A 16,720-nucleotide genomic window follows, 5' to 3' on the forward strand; every position below is an offset into this window, starting at 1 on the left:
TTCGACGCCACGACGGAAGAGCTGCGGGAGAAGCTGCTGGCGTTCATGGACGAGCACGTCTACCCCGCCGAGCCGGTGTTCCACGAGCAGCTCGCCGAACGCGAGAACCCGTGGACCAGCGTGCCGGTGGTCGAGGAGCTCAAGGCCGAGGCACGCAAGCGCGGGCTGTGGAACTTCTTCCTGCCCGGGGAACACGGCGCGGGGCTGACCAACCTGCAGTACGCGCCGCTGGCCGAGATCACCGGCCGCAGCCCCTCGCTCGCCCCGACCGCGCTCAACTGCGCCGCCCCGGACACCGGCAACATGGAAGTGCTCGCCATGTTCGGCAACGAAAAGCAGCGCGAACAGTGGCTGCAACCGTTGCTGGACGGGGAGATCCGCTCGGCGTTCGCGATGACCGAACCCGACGTCGCCTCCTCCGACGCGCGCAACATCGCCACCCGCATCCGCCGCGACGGCACCGACTACGTGATCAACGGGCGCAAATGGTACATCTCCGGCGCGATGAACCCGAACTGCCGGATCTTCATCGTGATGGGCAAAACCGACCCCGACGCCGAACCACATCGGCAGCAGAGCATGATCCTGGTGCCCAGGGACACCCCCGGCGTGCACATCAAACGCGGCATGCACGTGTTCGGCTACACCGACGGCGACCACGGCGGCCACGCCGAGGTCGTCTTCGACAACGCCCGCGTACCCGCCGACAACCTGATCGCCGAAGAAGGCAGCGGCTTCGCCATCGCCCAGGCCCGCCTCGGCCCCGGCCGCATCCACCACTGCATGCGCCTGATCGGCATGGCCGAACGCGCCATCGAACTGATGTGCCGCAGAGCCACCGCCCGCGAAGCCTTCGGCAAAACCCTCGCCCAGCAAGGCGTGATCCAGGAATGGATCGCCGAGGCACGCGTACGCGTGGAACAGCTACGACTGCTCGTGCTCAAGACCGCCTGGCTCATGGACACCCAGGGCAACAAAGGCGCCCACACCGAGATCCAGACCATCAAGATCGCCACCCCCACCTCCGTCGAATGGATCCTCGACAAAGCCATCCAAACCCACGGCGCCGGCGGCGTCTCACAGGACTTCCCCCTCGCCGAACTCTGGGCAGCCGCCCGCATGCTCCGCCTGGCCGACGGACCCGACGAAGTCCACAAACGCTCACTCGCCCGCCGCGAACTGAAGAGGTACCTGTGATGAGTGAGTCCGCTGTAGACGCCAAGGAACTCCGGGAGCGCGTCGCCGCGCTGCTCGCCGCACACGACCCCGCGACCACGGACCGGCTGGAGTTCCTGCGCGCCCGGTTCGACGCCGGACTGGCGTGGGTGCACTACCCCGAGGGACTCGGCGGGCTCAACGCGCCCCGCGAACTGCAGTCCGTCGTGGACGCCGAGCTGGCCGCGGCGGGCGCGCCGGACAACAACCCGCGCCGCATCGGCATCGGGCTCGGCATGGCCGCGCCCACGGTGCTGAGCTACGGCTCCGACGAGCTGAAGCGCCGCTTCCTGCGTCCACTGTGGACCGGCGAGGAGGTGTGGTGCCAGCTCTTCTCCGAACCGGGTGCCGGATCGGACCTCGCCGCGCTCGGCACGCGCGCCGTGCGCGATGGTGACGAGTGGGTGGTGAACGGGCAGAAGGTGTGGACCTCCAGCGCCCACACCGCGCGGTGGGCGATCCTGGTGACCCGCACCGATCCCGATGTCCCCAAGCACGCGGGCATGACCTACTTCGTGTGCGATATGACGCATCCGGGCGTGGAGGTGCGCCCGCTGCGCCAGATCACCGGCGAGGCCGAGTTCAACGAGGTGTTCCTCACCGACGTGCGGATCCCCGACGCGCACCGGCTCGGCGCCGTCGGCGAGGGCTGGCGGGTGGCGCAGACGACGCTGATGAACGAGCGGGTGGCCATCGGCGGCAACGCGATGCCACGCGAGGGCGGGATGCTCGGCAAGGTCGCGGCGACGTGGCGGGAGCGGCCCGAGCTGCGCACTGCGGAGCTGCACGACCGGCTGCTGACGCTGTGGGTGGAGACGGAGGCGTTCCGGCTCGCCGGGACGCGGCTGCGCCAGCAGCTCGCGGTCGGCTCGCCGGGCCCGGAGGGCTCCGGGATGAAGCTCGCGTTCGCGCGGCTGTCTCAGGCGCTGTCCGGGCTGGAGGTGGAGCTGCTCGGCGACGAGGGGCTGCGCTACGACGACTGGACGATGCGCAGGCCCGAGCTCGTCGACTTCACCGGCCGCGAAGCCGGGTACCGCTACCTGCGCGCGAAGGGCAACTCCATCGAGGGCGGCACCTCGGAGATCCTGCGCAACATCATCGCCGAGCGGGTGCTCGGACTGCCGTCGGAACCTCGCGCCGACAAGGACGTCGCCTGGAAGGACCTGCCCCGATGAGCAACCCGGACCTGCTGTACTCCGACGTCGAGACCGACCTGCGCGCGAGCGTGCGCGACCTGCTCACCGACCGCTGCGAGCCTTCCGCGCTGCTGGCCAGGGTCGAGAGCGCGGAACCCTACGACGCGAAGCTGTGGCGCACGCTGTCCGTGGAGCTGGGCCTGGCCGGGCTGCCGGTGCCGGAGGAACTCGGCGGCCAGGGCGCGTCGGCGCGGGAGACCGCGCTGGTGCTGGAGGAGCTGGGTCGCAGCGTCGCGCCGGTGCCGTTCCTCGGCAGCGCCGTGCTCGCCACGGCCGCGCTGCTGGGCGCCGACACCACTCACGAGCCGGTCGCGGCGCTGCTGCGCAGGCTGGCCTCCGGCGAGGCCACGGGTGCGCTGGCGGTGCCACTCTCCACCGCGCCGGGCACCGCGTTCCCTTCGGCCGTCGCCGCCGACGCCGACGGACGGCTGACGGGCACCGTGCGGTCGGTGGCCGACGGCTCCGCGGCCGACGTGTTCGTGGTACCGGCGAGCGGACCGGACGGGCCGGGGCTCTACGCGGTGGCGGCCGCGGCGGCTTCCGTGACCGAACCGGTGCCGCTGGACCTCACGCGCCGGATCGCCGACGTGACGCTCACGGACGCGGAGGCGACGTTGCTCGCCGGAGCGAACGGAGCTCCCGCCGCGCTGGAGCGCGCGCTGCTGACCGGCGCGGGTTTGCTCGCGTCCGAGCAGCTCGGCGTCGCGGAGTGGTGCCTGGAGACGACCGTCGCCTACGTCGGGGGCCGGTACCAGTTCGGCCGCCCGGTCGGCTCGTTCCAGGCTCTCAAGCACCGGCTCGCGGACGTGTGGCTGGAGCTGGTGGCCGCGCGGGCGGCGGCGCGCTACGCGGCCGACGCGCTCGCCTCCGGCAGCGACGACACCGGCGTGGCCGTGGCGGTCGCCCAGTCGTACTGCTCGACGGTCGCGGTGCACGCGGCCGAGGAGTGCGTGCAGCTGCACGGCGGCATCGGCATGACGTGGGAGCACCCCGCACACCTGTACCTCAAGCGCGCCAAGGCCGACCAGATCGCCCTGGGCACCGCGGGCAGGCACCGCTCCACCCTGGCGACCCTGGTGGACCTCCCCGGCTAGACCCGACCGCAGTGAAGGCCACCTTGCCTGCGTTGAACGCAGGCAAGGTGGCCTTCACTGCGGGTGGCTAGGCGCGGGTGGTCAGGCGCGGGTCTCCGTGACCAGCCAGTCGAGGTAGCCGGTGTGCCCGCCGGTGATCGGGGTAACGATCACCTCGGGCACGTCGTAGGTGTGCCGCGCCTTCAGCTCCTCGACGAGTGCGCCGGCGCGGTCGGCGGCCGTCTTCACCTCGACCCGCCACTCACTGGCGGTCTCCACGGCGCCCTCCCAGCGGTAGACGCTCGTGATGGGCCCGACGATCTGCGCGCACGCGCCGGTCCTCGTCTCGACGGCCGCCGCCGCGAGCGCGTGCGCGGCGTCCTCGGAGTCCGTGGTGGTCGCGACGATGACGTGCTCGGTAGCCATGCCGACACCCTAGGGCTCCACCCGGGATCAGGGCTGGACCGCCTGCTCCACCTTGCGCTGCAGCTTGTTCATACCGCCGAGCCAGCGTTCGTTCTGGGTGGCTCGCGCGGCGTAGTAGTCGGCGATCTCGGGGTGCGGCAGGATCAGGAACCGCCCGTCGCGAAGGCCCTCCAGGCAGGTGTCGGCCACGTCCTCCGGCTCGATCGCGGACGCGCCCATGATGAACTCGCCCTCCTTGCCGGTGTCGGCGAGCATCTTCGTGCGCACTCCCTGCGGGCAGATCGCCTGCACCGTGATGCCGCGGTGCCGGTAGGTCACCGACAGCCACTCGGCGAACGCGAGCGCGCCGTGCTTGGTGACCGAGTACGGCGCCGAGCCGAGGCTGGTGAGCAGCCCGGCCGCCGAGACGGTCGCGAGGAAGTGCCCTCGTCCCCGCTCCAGCCATCCCGGCAGCAGCTCCCGCGCGGCGCGCACGTGCGCCATCACGTTGACCTCCCACGACAGCGCCCAGCCGTCCTCGGTGGTCTCCGGCCCGCCGTGCACGGCCACGCCAGCGTTGGCGCAGAAGAGGTCCACCTCGCCGAGCGCGGCGCGCGCCTCGGCCACGAGCCGCCGCACGCCCTCCTCGCTCGCCGCGTCGCCCACCACGGCCGTGCCGCCGACCTCCTCCGCCACCGCGCGCACGGCGTCGCCGTCGAGGTCGGCGAGTACGAGCCGGGAGCCCTGCCCCGCCAGCTTCCTGGCGAGCGCGGCGCCGATGCCGCCGCCACCGCCGGTGATCACCACCCCGGCGCCGTCGAGTTCCACGCTCACAGGCCGCCGCCCAGCGTCACGCCGCCGTCGAGCACGAGCGTCTGGCCGGTCAGCCAGCTCGCCTGGTCCGAGAGCAGGAAGCCGACGGCGCCCGCGATGTCGGCGGGCACCCCGAGCCGCTTCATCGGGTAGGCCGAGGCCACCTCCTCCTCGCGGTTCTCGTACAGGGCGGTGGCGAACTTGGTCTTCACGATCGCGGGCGCGACGGCGTTGACCCTGATGCGGGGCGCCAGCTCGCCCGCGAGCTCCATGGTGAGCCGGATGAGCGCGGCCTTGGTGACGCCGTACATGCCGATGCCGGGTGAGGTGCGCAGCCCGGCGATCGAGGCGACGTTGACGACCGACCCGCCGTGCTCGCCCATCCACGCGTCACGGGCCTTGCGGGTCCAGGCCAGCGGCGAGAGCACGTTGACGCCGAACAGCTTGGCCGCGGCGTCGGTGTCGACGTCGAGGATCGGCCCGTAGATCGGGTTGATGCCGGTGTTGTTGACGAGGAAGTCGAGGCCGCCGAACGTCTCGATCGTCCTGGCGATGGCGTCGTCCTGGTGCGCCGGGTCGTCGGCCTTGCCGGGCACGCCGATGGCGACGGCGGCGCCGCCCAGCTCCTCCACCGCCTCGGCGAGCGGATCGGGATTGCGTGCCGTGATGCACACCTTCGCACCGCGCTCGACCAGCTCCTTGGCGATGCCGAGGCCGATGCCCCTGCTCGCCCCTGTCACAATGGCGACGCGATCCTTCAGCGAGTTCACCGGTGCCGTTCTCCAATCCGCGCTAAGCGCTCGCTTACAATCCCTGCATGACGATGTCGTTGTCGGCCGAGTTGTGGCCGGATGTCCAACCGGAAACAGCACGCAGGCTGATGCTGGCCGGCGTCGAGTCGTTCGCCCAGCGCGGCTACCACGCCACCACCACGCGCGACATCGCGGGCAGCGCGGGCATGAGCCCCGCCGCGCTGTACGTGCACTTTCCCTCCAAGGCCGCGCTGCTCTTCGCGATCAGCCGCAGCGGGCACGAGCAGGCGCTCGCCGTGGTGCAGGAGGCCGCCGAGAGCACCGACTCGCCGGTGGAGGCCATGCGCGAGATCGTCGAGCGGTTCGTGGCGTGGCACGCGCGGCGGCACACGGTGGCCAGGGTCGTGCAGTACGAACTGGGCGCCCTGCCCGAGCGGGAGTACGAGATCGTGGCGAACCTGCGCCGCGACATCGAGCGCATCGTGCGCGACCTCGTGGCCAGGGGCGTCGAGGAGGGGGCCTTCACGGTCGCCGATCCCGGCACGGCGGCGCGCGCCCTGCTGTCGCTCGGCATCGACGTGGCGCGCTGGTACTCCGACCGTTCGCGCAAGACGCCGGAGGTGCTCGGCAAGGAGTACGGCCAGCTCGCGTTGCGCATGCTCGGTGCCGCGCGGAGCTGACCGCGTCACCAGGACTACGTCGGCCACGGCGACATACTAAGCGCTCGCTCACCTGTCCCGCCACCGCCCGCTGCGAACCCGAGAATGCTTGCCGACGGCAGGCGCGCTGCCCGAGAGTGGAGATCATGACCGCGTTCGACCCCGCCGCCCTGCTCGCCGTGGCACGGGAGGAGGCCCGCACGGGCGAGGCCGAGGGCGGGGTGCCCATCGGCGCCGCCCTGTTCACCGTCACCGGCGAGCTGCTCGGGCGGGGACACAACCGGCGCGTCCAGGACGACGACCCCTCGATGCACGCGGAGACCAGCGCCTTCCGCGCGGCAGGGCGCCGCCCCCACTACCGCGACACGGTCATGGTCACGACGCTGTCGCCCTGCTGGTACTGCAGCGGCCTCGTGCGCCAGTTCGGCATCTCCCACGTCGTGATCGGCGAGGCGAAGACGTTCTCCGGCGGGCACGACTGGCTCGCCGAGCACGGCGTCGGCATCACCCTGCTCGAGGACCCCGAGTGCGTCGCGATGATGACCCGGTTCATCGAGCGCCGCCCCGACCTGTGGTTCGAGGACATCGGCACCGAGCCGCCCTCCGAGACCCCCCTGCAGTGAAGGCCACCATGCCTGCGTTGAACGCAGGCATGGTGGCCTTCACTGCGGACGGCCGGCACCGGCCACCGGCTCCAGCATCTTCGCCCACTGCCGCGTGATCTGCCGCCTGCGCGCGGTGTCGTCGGCGAGCAGGTTCGCCAGCCCGAGGCCGCGCGCGAGGTCCAGCGTCGCCTGCACCGTCTCCCGCACACCCACCCGCGACTCGTCCGCGCCCAGCAGCTCCACGGCCACCCGGTGCGCCTCGCGGCCGACCTTCGCCTGCAGCGGCACCAGCACCGCGCGGAGCGCCTCGTCGGTGGACGCGGCGACCCAGAGGTGCAGTGCCGCGCGGAACTTCTCGCCGGTGTAGAGGTCCAGCAGCATCCCCGCCACGGGCAGCGCGCGCGACGGGCCCGCAGGCAGCGCCGCCGCGCGCTCGCGCAGTTCGTCGATCTGCTCGTCGGCGAGATAGTCGACCGCGGCGACCACCAGGTCCTCCCGCGTCGGGAAGTGGTGCTGGGCCGCGCCGCGCGAGACGCCCGCGCGCTCGGCAACGACGGACATGGTGGTGCCGTGCCAGCCGAGCTCGGCCAGGCACTCGACGGCGGCGTCGATCAGCCGCCGCCGCGTGGTCCGGCTGCGCTCCTGCCTCGGCTCCCGCAGGACAGGAGTGTCGCGGGTCAAGCCGGATCAACCCAGAAGTCGAGCTGGAGATCCTCTTCCCGCTCCCCGATCCGGTACTTCGACAGGTCCGTGACGCCCTCGGCGGCCAGCACCTCGTCGTCGATGAGGAACCGCCCGGTGACCTCCCGGCTCGGCTTGGTCAGCACCGCGTACGCCGCGTCCGCCATGATCTCCGCCGTCCGCGACCGGTTGGCCAGCTCGGCGCCGACGACGTTGCGGATCGCGGCCGTGTCGATCGTCGTCCTCGGCCACAGCGAGTTCGCCGCGATGCCGTCCTCCTTCAGCTCCGCGGCGAGGCCGACGGTCACGAGGCTCATCGAGTACTTCGCGATGCTGTACGCCAGGTGCCCGGCCTGGAACCACTTCTCCTCGAGCCGGATGGGCGGCGAGAGGGTGAGGATGTGCGGGTTGGCCGATTGGCGCAGGTGCGGGATGGCGGTGCGCGACAGCACGAACGACCCGCGCGCGTTGATGTCCTGCATCAGGTCGTAGCGCTTCATCGGGATGTGCTCCGAGGGCGTCAGGTCGATCGCGCTCGCGTTGTTGACGACGATGTCGATGCCGCCGAACTGCTCGGCGGTCTTCGCCACGGCCGATGCGACGGCGTCCTCGTCGCGCACGTCACCGACGATCGGCAGCGCCTTGCCGCCTGCCTCCTCGATCGCCCTGGCCGCCGTGTAGATGGTGCCGGGCAGCTTCGGGTGTGGCTCGGTGGTCTTGGCGATCAGCGCGACGTTCGCGCCGTCGCGCGCGGCGCGCACAGCGATGGCCTCGCCGATGCCGCGGCTGCCGCCGGACATGATCAGCGTCTTTCCCGCCAGTGTCATGGCTGTGGTCTCCGTTTCAGTAGGACTTGGGCAGGCCGAGGCTGTGCTGGGCGACGAAGTTCAGCACCATCTCGCGGCTCACCGGGGCGATCCGGCCGACGCGCACGGCACCGAGCAGAGTGCCGAGGCCGTACTCGGTCGCCAGCCCGTTGCCGCCGTGCACCTGCACGGCCTGGTCGACGGCCCTGATGGCCACCTCCGCGCCCGCGTACTTGGCCATGTTGGCGGCCTCGCCCGCCCCGAAGTCGTCACCCGAGTCGTAGAGCGCCGCGGCCTTCTGCGTCATGAGCTTGGCCAGCTCCAGCTCGATCTTCACCTGCGCGAGCGGGTGCGCGAGACCCTGGTGTGAGCCGATCGGCACGCCGAAGACGCTGCGCTCCTTCGCGTAGGCCACGCCCTTGGCGAGCGCATACCTTGCGATGCCCACCGAGAACGACGCGCCCATGATGCGCTCGGGATTGAGCCCGGCGAACAGCTGCGCGATGGCCGCGTCCTCGGAGCCGACCAGCGCCTCGGCGGGCAGCCGCACGTCGTCGAGGAACAGGCCGAACTGCTTGTCGGCCGAGACGAGGTCCATCGGGATCTGCTTGTACTCGAAGCCCGGCGTGTCGGTGGGCACGATGTAGAGCGCGGGCTTGAGCCGTCCCGTCTTCGCGTCCTCCGTGCGGCCGACGATCAGCACGGCGTCGGCCTCGTCGACACCGGAGATGAACACCTTCCGTCCACTGAGGATCCAGTCGGAGCCGTCGCGCCGTGCGGTGGTGGTGATCCGGTGCGAGTTCGACCCGGCGTCGGGCTCGGTGATGCCGAAGGCCATGCGCACGCTGCCGTTCGCGAAGCCGGGCAGCCACTGCTTCTTCTGCTCGTCGGTGCCGTAGCGGGCGATCACCGTCGCGCAGATCGCGGGCGACACCACCATGAGCAGCATCGGCGTACCGGCGGCGCAGAACTCCTCACACACGGCGGCGAGGTCGCCGATACCCGCGCCTCCGCCGCCGTACTCCTCGGGCACGGACACGCCGAGGTAGCCGAGCCTGCCCGCCTCGTCCCACAGCTCGGTGGTGTGCCCACCGCCTCGCGCCTTCTCCGCGTAGTACTCGTGACCGTAGCTGCGCGCCAGGTCAGCGACGGCCTTGCGCAGCTCCTGCCGCTCGACCGGCTCGACGAACTCCATGCCTCACTCCTCCGTGTTCACGACCGCGAGCACCGTGCCGGGCTCGACCTGCTGGCCGACCACCACGGGCAGTTCCGTCACCACGCCGTCCGTGGGCGCGGCGACGCGGTGCTCCATCTTCATGGCCTCCAGCCACAGCAGCGGCGTGCCCGCCCGCACCGTCTCCCCCTTTTCGACCGCGATCCGCACGACCGTGCCGGGCATCGGGGCGAGCAGCGAGCCCGCGGCGACCTCGGCGTCCGGGTCGGTGAACCGGGGCACCGGCGTGAGGCTCACCGAGCCCAGCGGCGAGTCCACCGCGACCAGCCCCGGATACCGGGCGACGCTGAACACCCGCCGCACGCCGCCGGTCTCCAGCACCACGCGCTCCGGCGCGGCCTCGGCGAGCACCACGCGCTCCGGCGCGGCCTCGGCGAGCACCACACCCTCGAAGCCCTCGGCGCGCAGGCCGTCGCGGCCGAGGGTGTAGCGCACCTCGTGCTCCTCCCCGGCCACGGTGTAGGTCTTGCGCTGCGGCAGCCCCCCGACGTTGCGCCAGCCGCTGGGCAGTCCGCCCAGCACCGTCGCACGCTCGCGGTTCGCCGCGGCGTCGGCGAGCGCCGCCGCCAGCGCCGAAAGCCGTACGGCCTCGCCGTCCGCAAGGGGCGCCGCGAGCGTGGGCAGCCCGTGCCGGTCGAAGAACGCGGTGTCGGTCTCCCCCGCCAGGAACGCGGGATGCCGCAGCACGTTGACGAGCAGGTCGCGGTTGGTGCGCAGGCCGTGGATCCGCGCCCGCGCCAGCGCACCCGCGAGGGCGCGGGCGGCCGTTGCCCGGTCGGGACCGTAGGCGATGACCTTCGCGAGCATCGGGTCGTAGTGCACGCCCACCACCGAGCCGTCGGCGACACCGCTGTCGAGCCGGATGCCGTGGCGGCCGGGGACGGAGAACTCGGTGACCACACCGGGCACGTCGAAGGCGTGCAGCACTCCACTCTGCGGCTGCCAGTCCGCGGCGGGATCCTCGGCGTAGAGCCGGACCTCGATCGCGTGTCCGTTCCATTGTGGAGGTTCCGAGTCCAGTCGTGCGCCCTCGGCGATCCGCAGCTGGAGGTCCACCAGGTCGAGCCCCGTGGTGCACTCGGTGACCGGGTGCTCCACCTGCAGGCGGGTGTTCATCTCCAGGAAGAAGAATCGCGCGTCGTCCTGCTCGGGTGCGGGTGTCCCGCTGGGCAGAGCGAGGAACTCGACGGTTCCCGCGCCGACGTAGCCGACGGCCTTCGCGGCCTTCGCCGCGGCGTCGAAGAGGCGCTCCCGCATCGCGGCGTCCACGAGCGGGGACGGCGCCTCCTCCACCACCTTCTGGTGCCGACGCTGGATCGAGCACTCGCGCTCGCCGACCGTCCACACGGTACCGTGCGTGTCGGCCATGACCTGTACCTCGATGTGCCGCCCGGTCTCGAGGTACCGCTCGCAGAAGACTGTCGGGTCGCCGAACGCGGAGGCCGCCTCCGCGCTCGCGCCACGCACGGCGTCGTCGAGGCCGGCGAGCTCTCGCACCACACGCATGCCCCGTCCGCCGCCCCCGGCCGACGCCTTGACGAGCACCGGCAGGTCGGCTTCGGTGACCTCCGAGGGGTGCAGCTCGGCCAGCACCGGCACGCCCGCGGCGGCCATGAGCCGCTTGGACTCCACTTTGGAGCCCATCGTCTCGATGGCCTCCGGTGGCGGTCCGATCCACACCAGTCCGGCCTCGGTCACCGCACGCGCGAACGCGGCGTTCTCGGCCAGGAAACCGTATCCGGGGTGCACGGCGTCGGCCCCGGCGTCGAGCGCGGCCCTCACCACGAGGTCACCGCGCAGGTAGGTGTCCGAGGGCGCGTCGCCGGGCAGGCGGATCGCGGCGTCGGCGGCGGCGACGTGGGGCGCGGCCGCGTCGGCGTCGGAGTAGACGGCGACGGTGCCGATCCCGGCGTCGCGGCACGAGCGGAAGATCCGCAGGGCGATCTCGCCCCGGTTGGCGACCAGCACGTTCTCGATCATCAGCTCACATCCGGAAGACGCCGAAGCCGGTGCCGTCGAACCGGGCACCCTGGACGGGGTTGTTGTGGATGGCCGAGAGGCACAGGCCCAGCACGGTCCGCGTGTCCCTCGGGTCGATCACGCCGTCGTCGTAGAGGCGGCCGGAGAGGAACATCGGCAGCGACTCGGCCTCCACCTGCGCCTCGACCGCGGCGCGCATCGCGGCGTCGCCCTCCTCGTCGTAGGCCTGCCCGCGCGCCTCGCTCGCAGCCCTGGCCACGATGGAGAGCACACCGGCGAGCTGCTGCGGGCCCATCACCGCCGACTTCGCGCTGGGCCACGCGAAGAGGAACCGGGGATCGTAGGCCCGCCCGCACATGCCGTAGTGCCCCGCGCCGTAGGAGGCGCCGATGAGCAGCGAGATGTGCGGCACCTTGCTGTTGGACACCGCGTTGATCATCATCGCGCCGTGCTTGATGATTCCGCCCTGCTCGTAGTCCTTGCCCACCATGTAGCCGGTGGTGTTGTGCAGGAACAGCAGCGGCGTGTCGGTCTGGTTGGCGAGCTGGATGAACTGCGCCGCCTTCTGCGACTCCTCGCTGAACAGGATCCCGCGCGCGTTGGCGAGCACGCCCACCGGGTAGCCGTGCACGCGCGCCCAGCCGGTGACGAGACTGTTGCCGTACAACGGTTTGAACTCGTCGAACTCGGAGCCGTCGACCACGCGGGCGAGCACGTCCCTCGGGTCGAACGGCACCTTCAGCCCGTCGGGCACGACACCCAGCAGCTCCTCCTCGTCGTAGCGGGGCGCGGTCACCGGGCCTGGTGCCGGGCCGCGCTTGCGCCAGTTGAGCCGCGCCACGATGCGCCGCCCGATACGGATGGCGTCGGGCTCGTCGCGGGCGAGGTAGTCGGCGAGGCCCGAGCTGCGGGCGTGCATCGCCGCCCCGCCGAGCGACTCGTCGTCCGACTCCTCGCCGGTGGCCATCTTCACCAGGGGCGGCCCGCCGAGGAAAACCTTTGACCGTTCCTCGATCATCACGACGTGGTCGGACATGCCGGGCACGTATGCGCCGCCAGCGGTCGAGTTGCCGAAGACGAGCGCGATCGTGGGGATCCCGGCGGCCGAAAGCCGAGTGAGGTCGCGGAACAGCCTGCCGCCGGGAATGAAGATCTCCTTCTGCGTCGGCAGGTCGGCGCCACCCGACTCCACGAGGTTGATCACCGGCAGCCGGTTCTCCAGCGCGATGTCGGAGGCGCGGAAGATCTTGCGCACGGTCCATGGGTTGCTCGCGCCACCCCGCACCGTGGGATCGTTGCCGATGATCACGCACTCGACGCCCTCGACCACGCCGATGCCGGTGACCACGCTCGCGCCGACCTTGAAGTCGCTGCCCCAGCCCGCCAGCGGGGACAGCTCCAGGAACGGCGAGTCCTCGTCGAGCAGCAGCTCGATGCGCTCGCGCACGAGCAGCTTGCCGCGCTTGTGGTGGCGTGCGGTGTACTTCTCACCGCCGCCCTCGATGGCCTTGGCGTGCTCGGCCTCCAGCTCGGCCAGTTTGGCGAGCATCGCGTCGCGGTATCCGGCGAACTCCGCGCCGGAGGTGTCCAGTGTGGACCGCAGTGCCGTCACGCCGTGTACCCCAATCGCTTCGCCGCGAGCCCGGCCAGTATCTCGTTGGTGCCGCCGCCGATGCCGAGGATCCGCATGTCGCGGTAGTGCCGCTCCACCTCGGACTCGCTCAGGTAACCGAGCCCACCGTGCAGCTGCACCGCCTCGTTGACCACCCACTCACCCGTCTCGACCGCCGTGTTCTTGGCGAAGCACGCCTCGGCGATCACCTCCTCGCCCGCCACGTGCCGCTGAGCCACGTGCCGGACGTAGGTGCGCGCGACGTCGACCTTGCGCGCCATGTCGACGAGCTTGTGCTGAACGAGCTGCCGCGAGATCAGCGGCCTGCCGAACGTCTCCCGCAGCCGGCACCACTCCAGCGTCAGGTCCAGCGCCCGCTGCGCCGTGGCGTAGGCCTGCACCGCGAGCGAGAGCCGCTCGGTCACGAACTGGGTGGCGACCTGCGCGAAACCGCTGTTCTCCGCGCCCACCAGGTTCGCGACGGGCACCTTGACGTCCACGTAGGACAGCTCGGCGGTGTCGGAGCAGTGCCAGCCCATCTTCTCCAGCTTGCGGGTCACCGTGAAGCCGGGCGTACCGCGCTCGACGACCAGCAGCGACAGCCCGTGCGCGCCCGGCTCGCCCGTGCGCACCACGGTGGTGACGAAGTCGGCCCGGCAGCCCGAGGTGATGAACGTCTTGGCGCCGTTGACGACGTAGTGGTCTCCCTCGCGCGACGCGGTGGTGCGCACCCCGGCGACATCGGACCCGCCGTCCGGCTCGGTGACCGCGAGGGAGCCGATCAGCTCTCCCTTCAGCGTCGGCCGGACCCACTTGTCGATCTGCGCGGGATCCCCTGCCGCCGCGAGGTGAGGAACCGCGATGCCGCACGTGAACAGCGCGGCGATGAGCCCGCCCGAGCCGCCGGCGTAGTGGATCTCCTCGGTGACCGTGAGGGCGTCGAGATAGTCGCCGCCCTCGCCGCCCACGCTCTCCGGGAAGGCGATGCCGAGCAGGCCGAGCTCGCCCGCCTTGCGGTGCAGGTCCCTCGGCAGTTCACCGGCGCGTTCCCACTCGGCGAGGTGGGGCAGCACCTCGGCCTCCATGAAGCGGCGCACCGTCTTGCGCAGGGCCACTCGCTCCGGGGTCGCGAAGGGGTCGGTCACAGCAGCTCCTCCGGGATGTCGACATGGCGGCTCCGCAGCCACTCGCCGAGCGCCTTGGCCTGCGGGTCGAAGCGCGCCTGCGCCGCGACGCCCTCGCCGAGCAGACCCTCGATCACGAAGTTCACGGCGTGGAGGTTGGGCAGCAGGTAGCGCTGCACCGGCAGGCCGGCGGCCTCGGGCAGCAGCCGCCGCAGCTCCCCGACGGTCAGGGTGTGGGCCAGCCAGCGCCATTCGCGTTCCGAGCGCACCCACACGCCGACGTTCGCGTTGCCGCCCTTGTCGCCGCTGCGCGCGCCCGCGACCAGGCCGAGCGGGGCGCGGCGCACGGGCCCTTCCGGCAACGGCTCCGGCAGCCCGGGATCGTCCACAGGGGACAGTTCGAGGGTCCGCTCCGCCGGGGCGATGTCCACCCTGGTGCCGTCAGGGAGTACGGCGACGTGCGGCACCTCGCGCGCGTCCACATACGCGTCGGTGTAGACGCCGTAGGGCGATGCGTCTCCGGGCGGCGCGGTGACGTGGAAGCCGGGGTAGCTCGCGAGCGCCAGCTCGATGGCGGCGCCGCTGAACGCCCGCCCGGCGACCTTCGGATCGGGGTCCCTGACCGCACAGTGCAGCAGCGCGCTCGCCGCCTCCTCGGTGTCGGCGTCCTCGTGGTCGGTGCGGCCCAGCGTCCAGCGCACCTCGCGCGGCGGCCGTTCCTTCAGCGCGGTCTCCAGCTGCTCGCGCACGAGCGCCGCCTTGGCCTCGACGTCCAGGCCGGTGAGCACGAACGTCACCTCGTTGCGAAACCCGCCGAGCCGGTTGAGGCAGACCTTGAGCGTCGGCGGTGGCGGCTCGCCGCGCACGCCGCTGACGCGCACGCGGCCGGGACCTTCCTGGCTCAGTTCCAGGGAGTCGAACCGCGCGGTCACGTCGGGGCCGGCGTAGCGGCCACCGGCGATCTCGTACAGCAGCTGCGCCGTGACCGTGCCCGTGGTGACCACGCCGCCCGTGCCCTCGTGCTTCGTGATCACGCTGGAGCCGTCGGCGTGGATCTCGGCGATCGGGAACCCCGGCACGCCGACCGAGTGCTCGGTGAAGAACGCGTAGTTGCCGCCGGTGGCCTGCGCACCGCACTCGATCACGTGCCCGGCCGCGACGGCCCCCGCGAGGGCGTCGTAGTCGTCGCGGGCCCAGCCGTGGTGCGCCGCGGCGGGGCCGACGATCACCGACGCGTCGGTGACCCGGCCCGTAACCACCACGTCCGCACCCGCCTTCAGGCATTCGGCGATGCCCCATGCACCGAGGTAGGCGTTCGCCGTCAACGGCTCCCCGAAGCCCAGTTCCCCCGCCCTCGGTAGCAGGTCGTCACCCTCGACATGGGCGACCCGGACGTCGATGCCGAGCCGCCCGGCCAGCTCCCGCACCGCGTCGGCGAGCCCGGCGGGGTTGAGCCCGCCCGCGTTGGTGACGATCCTGACGCCGTTGTCCTTGGCCAGCCCCAGGTTCTCCTCCAGCTGGCGCAGGAACGTCTTGGCGTAGCCACGCGCCGGGTCCTTGAGGCGGTCGCGCCCGAGGATCAGCATGGTCAGCTCGGCGAGGTAGTCGCCGGTGAGCACGTCGAGGGGCCCGCCGGTGAGCATCTCGCGTACCGCGGAGAAGCGGTCGCCGTAGAAGCCCGACGCGTTGCCGATCCGGATCATGCGAACTGCCCCGGTTCCCGGCCTTTCCCCGGCGGGCCCGCGAACGCCTGCGCCAGTCCGAGCCACTCCTGAGCGGACTCGCCCTCGGCGCGCACGTCGGTGTCGGCCGGATGTCGCCGCTGGGTGACGATCAAGCAGAAGCCGAGGGCGCTGCCGGTGACGCGCTGCGCGGCGTCCTCGGGGCCGAACGTCCACAGGCTCCCGTCCGGCGCGGTCAGCTCGACGCGGAACTCCTCCGTCGGCGCGGCGAGCGAGTGCAGCGCGAACGCGAAGTCCCGCGTCCGCACGCCGAACCTGGCGATGTGCCACAGGCGGGCCGTTGGCGCGCGCTCGACGCCAAGAGCGTCGGCGACGTCCTGTCCGTGCGCCCAGGTCTCCATCATCCGCCCGGTCGCCATCGACGGGGCGCTCATGGGCGGGCCGTACCACGGCAGTTTCTCCCCCGGTGGCACGGCGGCGAGCGCCGCGTGCAACTCGGCCCTGCCGCGCCGCCAGCGCTCCAGCAGCTCGCCGGGCGGGGTGGTGGCGAGCTCCGCGGCACCCTCGTCGACGTAGGTTTCACCTGCCGCGAGCGCCCGCTTCAGCTCCTCGCCGAAGTCGTCCGGCTCGCGGGCGGCGAGCAACGCCCGCTGGTCCGTCCAGTGCAGGTGGGCGATCTGGTGCGCGATCGTCCACCCCTCGGCCGGCGTCGGCCTTGCCCAGTCCGGCTCCGGCAACCCGGCGACGAGTCCGTCCACTTCCCGGCTCTCCGCGTCCAGGTCGGCAAGGATCGCCTCGAGATCCGCCACGCAGCACCTCCTCGAGCTGTCTGCGGCCAGAGTGGCACCGGCCGGAGCGGAAATCAAGCACGCGTGATTGTTTT

Annotated in this window: 16 protein-coding genes; 5 read left to right on the top strand and 11 right to left on the bottom strand. The window is 71.8% G+C overall.

Annotated features, from left to right (window positions below; all coding sequences use genetic code 11):
• The 3 genes from DI005_RS19520 to DI005_RS19530 all read left to right on the top strand — a co-directional run.
• Positions 1-1,197: acyl-CoA dehydrogenase family protein (locus DI005_RS19520; protein ID WP_113643037.1), on the top strand; the 1,197-nt coding region annotated here is incomplete at its 5' end.
• A complete protein-coding gene (locus DI005_RS19525; RefSeq protein WP_113643038.1) occupies positions 1,197-2,390 on the top strand; it encodes an acyl-CoA dehydrogenase family protein in 1,194 nt (397 codons plus the stop codon). The genes DI005_RS19520 and DI005_RS19525, both read left to right, overlap by 1 nt.
• Entirely contained in the window at positions 2,387-3,505 is a 1,119-nt protein-coding gene (locus tag DI005_RS19530; protein ID WP_113643039.1) for an acyl-CoA dehydrogenase family protein, read from the top strand. Before DI005_RS19525 ends, DI005_RS19530 begins: the two co-directional genes overlap by 4 nt.
• An 81-nt stretch (positions 3,506-3,586) precedes the next feature.
• Here DI005_RS19530 and cutA read toward each other — a convergent pair whose 3' ends face one another.
• The 3 genes from cutA to DI005_RS19545 are packed head-to-tail and all read right to left on the bottom strand — an operon-like array spanning position 3,587 to position 5,472.
• Positions 3,587-3,910, bottom strand: coding sequence for a divalent-cation tolerance protein CutA (gene cutA / locus DI005_RS19535; protein ID WP_112274333.1), 324 nt, complete (start codon positions 3,908-3,910; stop codon positions 3,587-3,589).
• Positions 3,911-3,937: 27 nt separating this feature from the next.
• Entirely contained in the window at positions 3,938-4,723 is a 786-nt protein-coding gene (locus tag DI005_RS19540; RefSeq protein ID WP_113643040.1) for an SDR family oxidoreductase, read from the bottom strand.
• A complete protein-coding gene (locus tag DI005_RS19545; RefSeq protein ID WP_112274335.1) occupies positions 4,720-5,472 on the bottom strand; it encodes an SDR family oxidoreductase in 753 nt (250 codons plus the stop codon). Before DI005_RS19545 ends, DI005_RS19540 begins: the two co-directional genes overlap by 4 nt.
• 47 nt (positions 5,473-5,519) lie before the next feature.
• On the opposite strand from DI005_RS19545, the gene DI005_RS19550 reads away from it, so the two are divergent.
• Positions 5,520-6,134, top strand: coding sequence for a TetR/AcrR family transcriptional regulator (locus tag DI005_RS19550; protein WP_112274336.1), 615 nt, complete (start codon positions 5,520-5,522; stop codon positions 6,132-6,134).
• A gap of 125 nt (positions 6,135-6,259) precedes the next feature.
• Complete coding sequence (locus DI005_RS19555) at positions 6,260-6,736, top strand: nucleoside deaminase (RefSeq protein ID WP_113643085.1); 477 nt, start codon at positions 6,260-6,262, stop codon at positions 6,734-6,736.
• A 39-nt stretch (positions 6,737-6,775) separates the two neighbouring features.
• Here DI005_RS19555 and DI005_RS19560 read toward each other — a convergent pair whose 3' ends face one another.
• The 8 genes from DI005_RS19560 to DI005_RS19595 are packed head-to-tail and all read right to left on the bottom strand — an operon-like array spanning position 6,776 to position 16,646.
• A complete protein-coding gene (locus DI005_RS19560) occupies positions 6,776-7,399 on the bottom strand; it encodes a TetR/AcrR family transcriptional regulator (RefSeq protein ID WP_112274338.1) in 624 nt (207 codons plus the stop codon).
• A complete protein-coding gene (locus tag DI005_RS19565) occupies positions 7,396-8,226 on the bottom strand; it encodes an NAD(P)-dependent oxidoreductase (protein WP_113643041.1) in 831 nt (276 codons plus the stop codon). The genes DI005_RS19560 and DI005_RS19565 overlap by 4 nt, the downstream gene beginning before the upstream one ends.
• Before the next feature lie 16 nt (positions 8,227-8,242).
• Positions 8,243-9,400 (bottom strand): acyl-CoA dehydrogenase family protein, encoded by a 1,158-nt coding sequence (locus DI005_RS19570; protein ID WP_112274342.1) that lies wholly within the window; start codon positions 9,398-9,400, stop codon positions 8,243-8,245.
• Positions 9,401-9,403: 3 nt separating this feature from the next.
• On the bottom strand, positions 9,404-11,419 hold the full coding sequence (locus DI005_RS19575) for a biotin carboxylase N-terminal domain-containing protein (protein ID WP_113643042.1): 2,016 nt from the start codon (positions 11,417-11,419) through the stop codon (positions 9,404-9,406).
• Between the two features lie 4 nt (positions 11,420-11,423).
• Positions 11,424-13,031, bottom strand: a complete 1,608-nt coding sequence (locus DI005_RS19580; protein WP_112274345.1) for an acyl-CoA carboxylase subunit beta — start codon at positions 13,029-13,031, stop codon at positions 11,424-11,426.
• Entirely contained in the window at positions 13,028-14,176 is a 1,149-nt protein-coding gene (locus tag DI005_RS19585) for an acyl-CoA dehydrogenase family protein (RefSeq protein WP_113643043.1), read from the bottom strand. Before DI005_RS19585 ends, DI005_RS19580 begins: the two co-directional genes overlap by 4 nt.
• Positions 14,173-15,858: an acyclic terpene utilization AtuA family protein gene (locus DI005_RS19590; RefSeq protein WP_113643044.1), complete on the bottom strand. Its 1,686-nt coding sequence runs from the start codon at positions 15,856-15,858 to the stop codon at positions 14,173-14,175. Before DI005_RS19590 ends, DI005_RS19585 begins: the two co-directional genes overlap by 4 nt.
• Positions 15,855-16,646: a TIGR03084 family metal-binding protein gene (locus DI005_RS19595; protein WP_113643045.1), complete on the bottom strand. Its 792-nt coding sequence runs from the start codon at positions 16,644-16,646 to the stop codon at positions 15,855-15,857. The genes DI005_RS19590 and DI005_RS19595 overlap by 4 nt, the downstream gene beginning before the upstream one ends.
• Positions 16,647-16,720: the final 74 nt, after the last annotated feature.

The sequence above is a fragment of the Prauserella sp. PE36 genome, from assembly GCF_003311655.1.
In the GTDB taxonomy this organism is placed as follows: Bacteria; Actinomycetota; Actinomycetes; order Mycobacteriales; family Pseudonocardiaceae; genus Prauserella_A; species Prauserella_A endophytica.

What these genes read in the sequence shown, in the direction of transcription:
- DI005_RS19530 (WP_113643039.1), top strand. Translation starts at nt 2,387, where the DNA reads ATGAGCAACCCGGACCTGCTGTACTCCGACGTCGAGACCGACCTGCGC.
- DI005_RS19570 (WP_112274342.1), bottom strand. Translation starts at nt 9,400, where the DNA reads ATGGAGTTCGTCGAGCCGGTCGAGCGGCAGGAGCTGCGCAAGGCCGTC.
- DI005_RS19555 (WP_113643085.1), top strand. Translation starts at nt 6,260, where the DNA reads ATGACCGCGTTCGACCCCGCCGCCCTGCTCGCCGTGGCACGGGAGGAG.
- DI005_RS19550 (WP_112274336.1), top strand. Translation starts at nt 5,520, where the DNA reads ATGACGATGTCGTTGTCGGCCGAGTTGTGGCCGGATGTCCAACCGGAA.
- cutA (WP_112274333.1), bottom strand. Translation starts at nt 3,910, where the DNA reads ATGGCTACCGAGCACGTCATCGTCGCGACCACCACGGACTCCGAGGAC.
- DI005_RS19565 (WP_113643041.1), bottom strand. Translation starts at nt 8,226, where the DNA reads ATGACACTGGCGGGAAAGACGCTGATCATGTCCGGCGGCAGCCGCGGC.
- DI005_RS19575 (WP_113643042.1), bottom strand. Translation starts at nt 11,419, where the DNA reads ATGATCGAGAACGTGCTGGTCGCCAACCGGGGCGAGATCGCCCTGCGG.
- DI005_RS19525 (WP_113643038.1), top strand. Translation starts at nt 1,197, where the DNA reads ATGAGTGAGTCCGCTGTAGACGCCAAGGAACTCCGGGAGCGCGTCGCC.
- DI005_RS19590 (WP_113643044.1), bottom strand. Translation starts at nt 15,858, where the DNA reads ATGATCCGGATCGGCAACGCGTCGGGCTTCTACGGCGACCGCTTCTCC.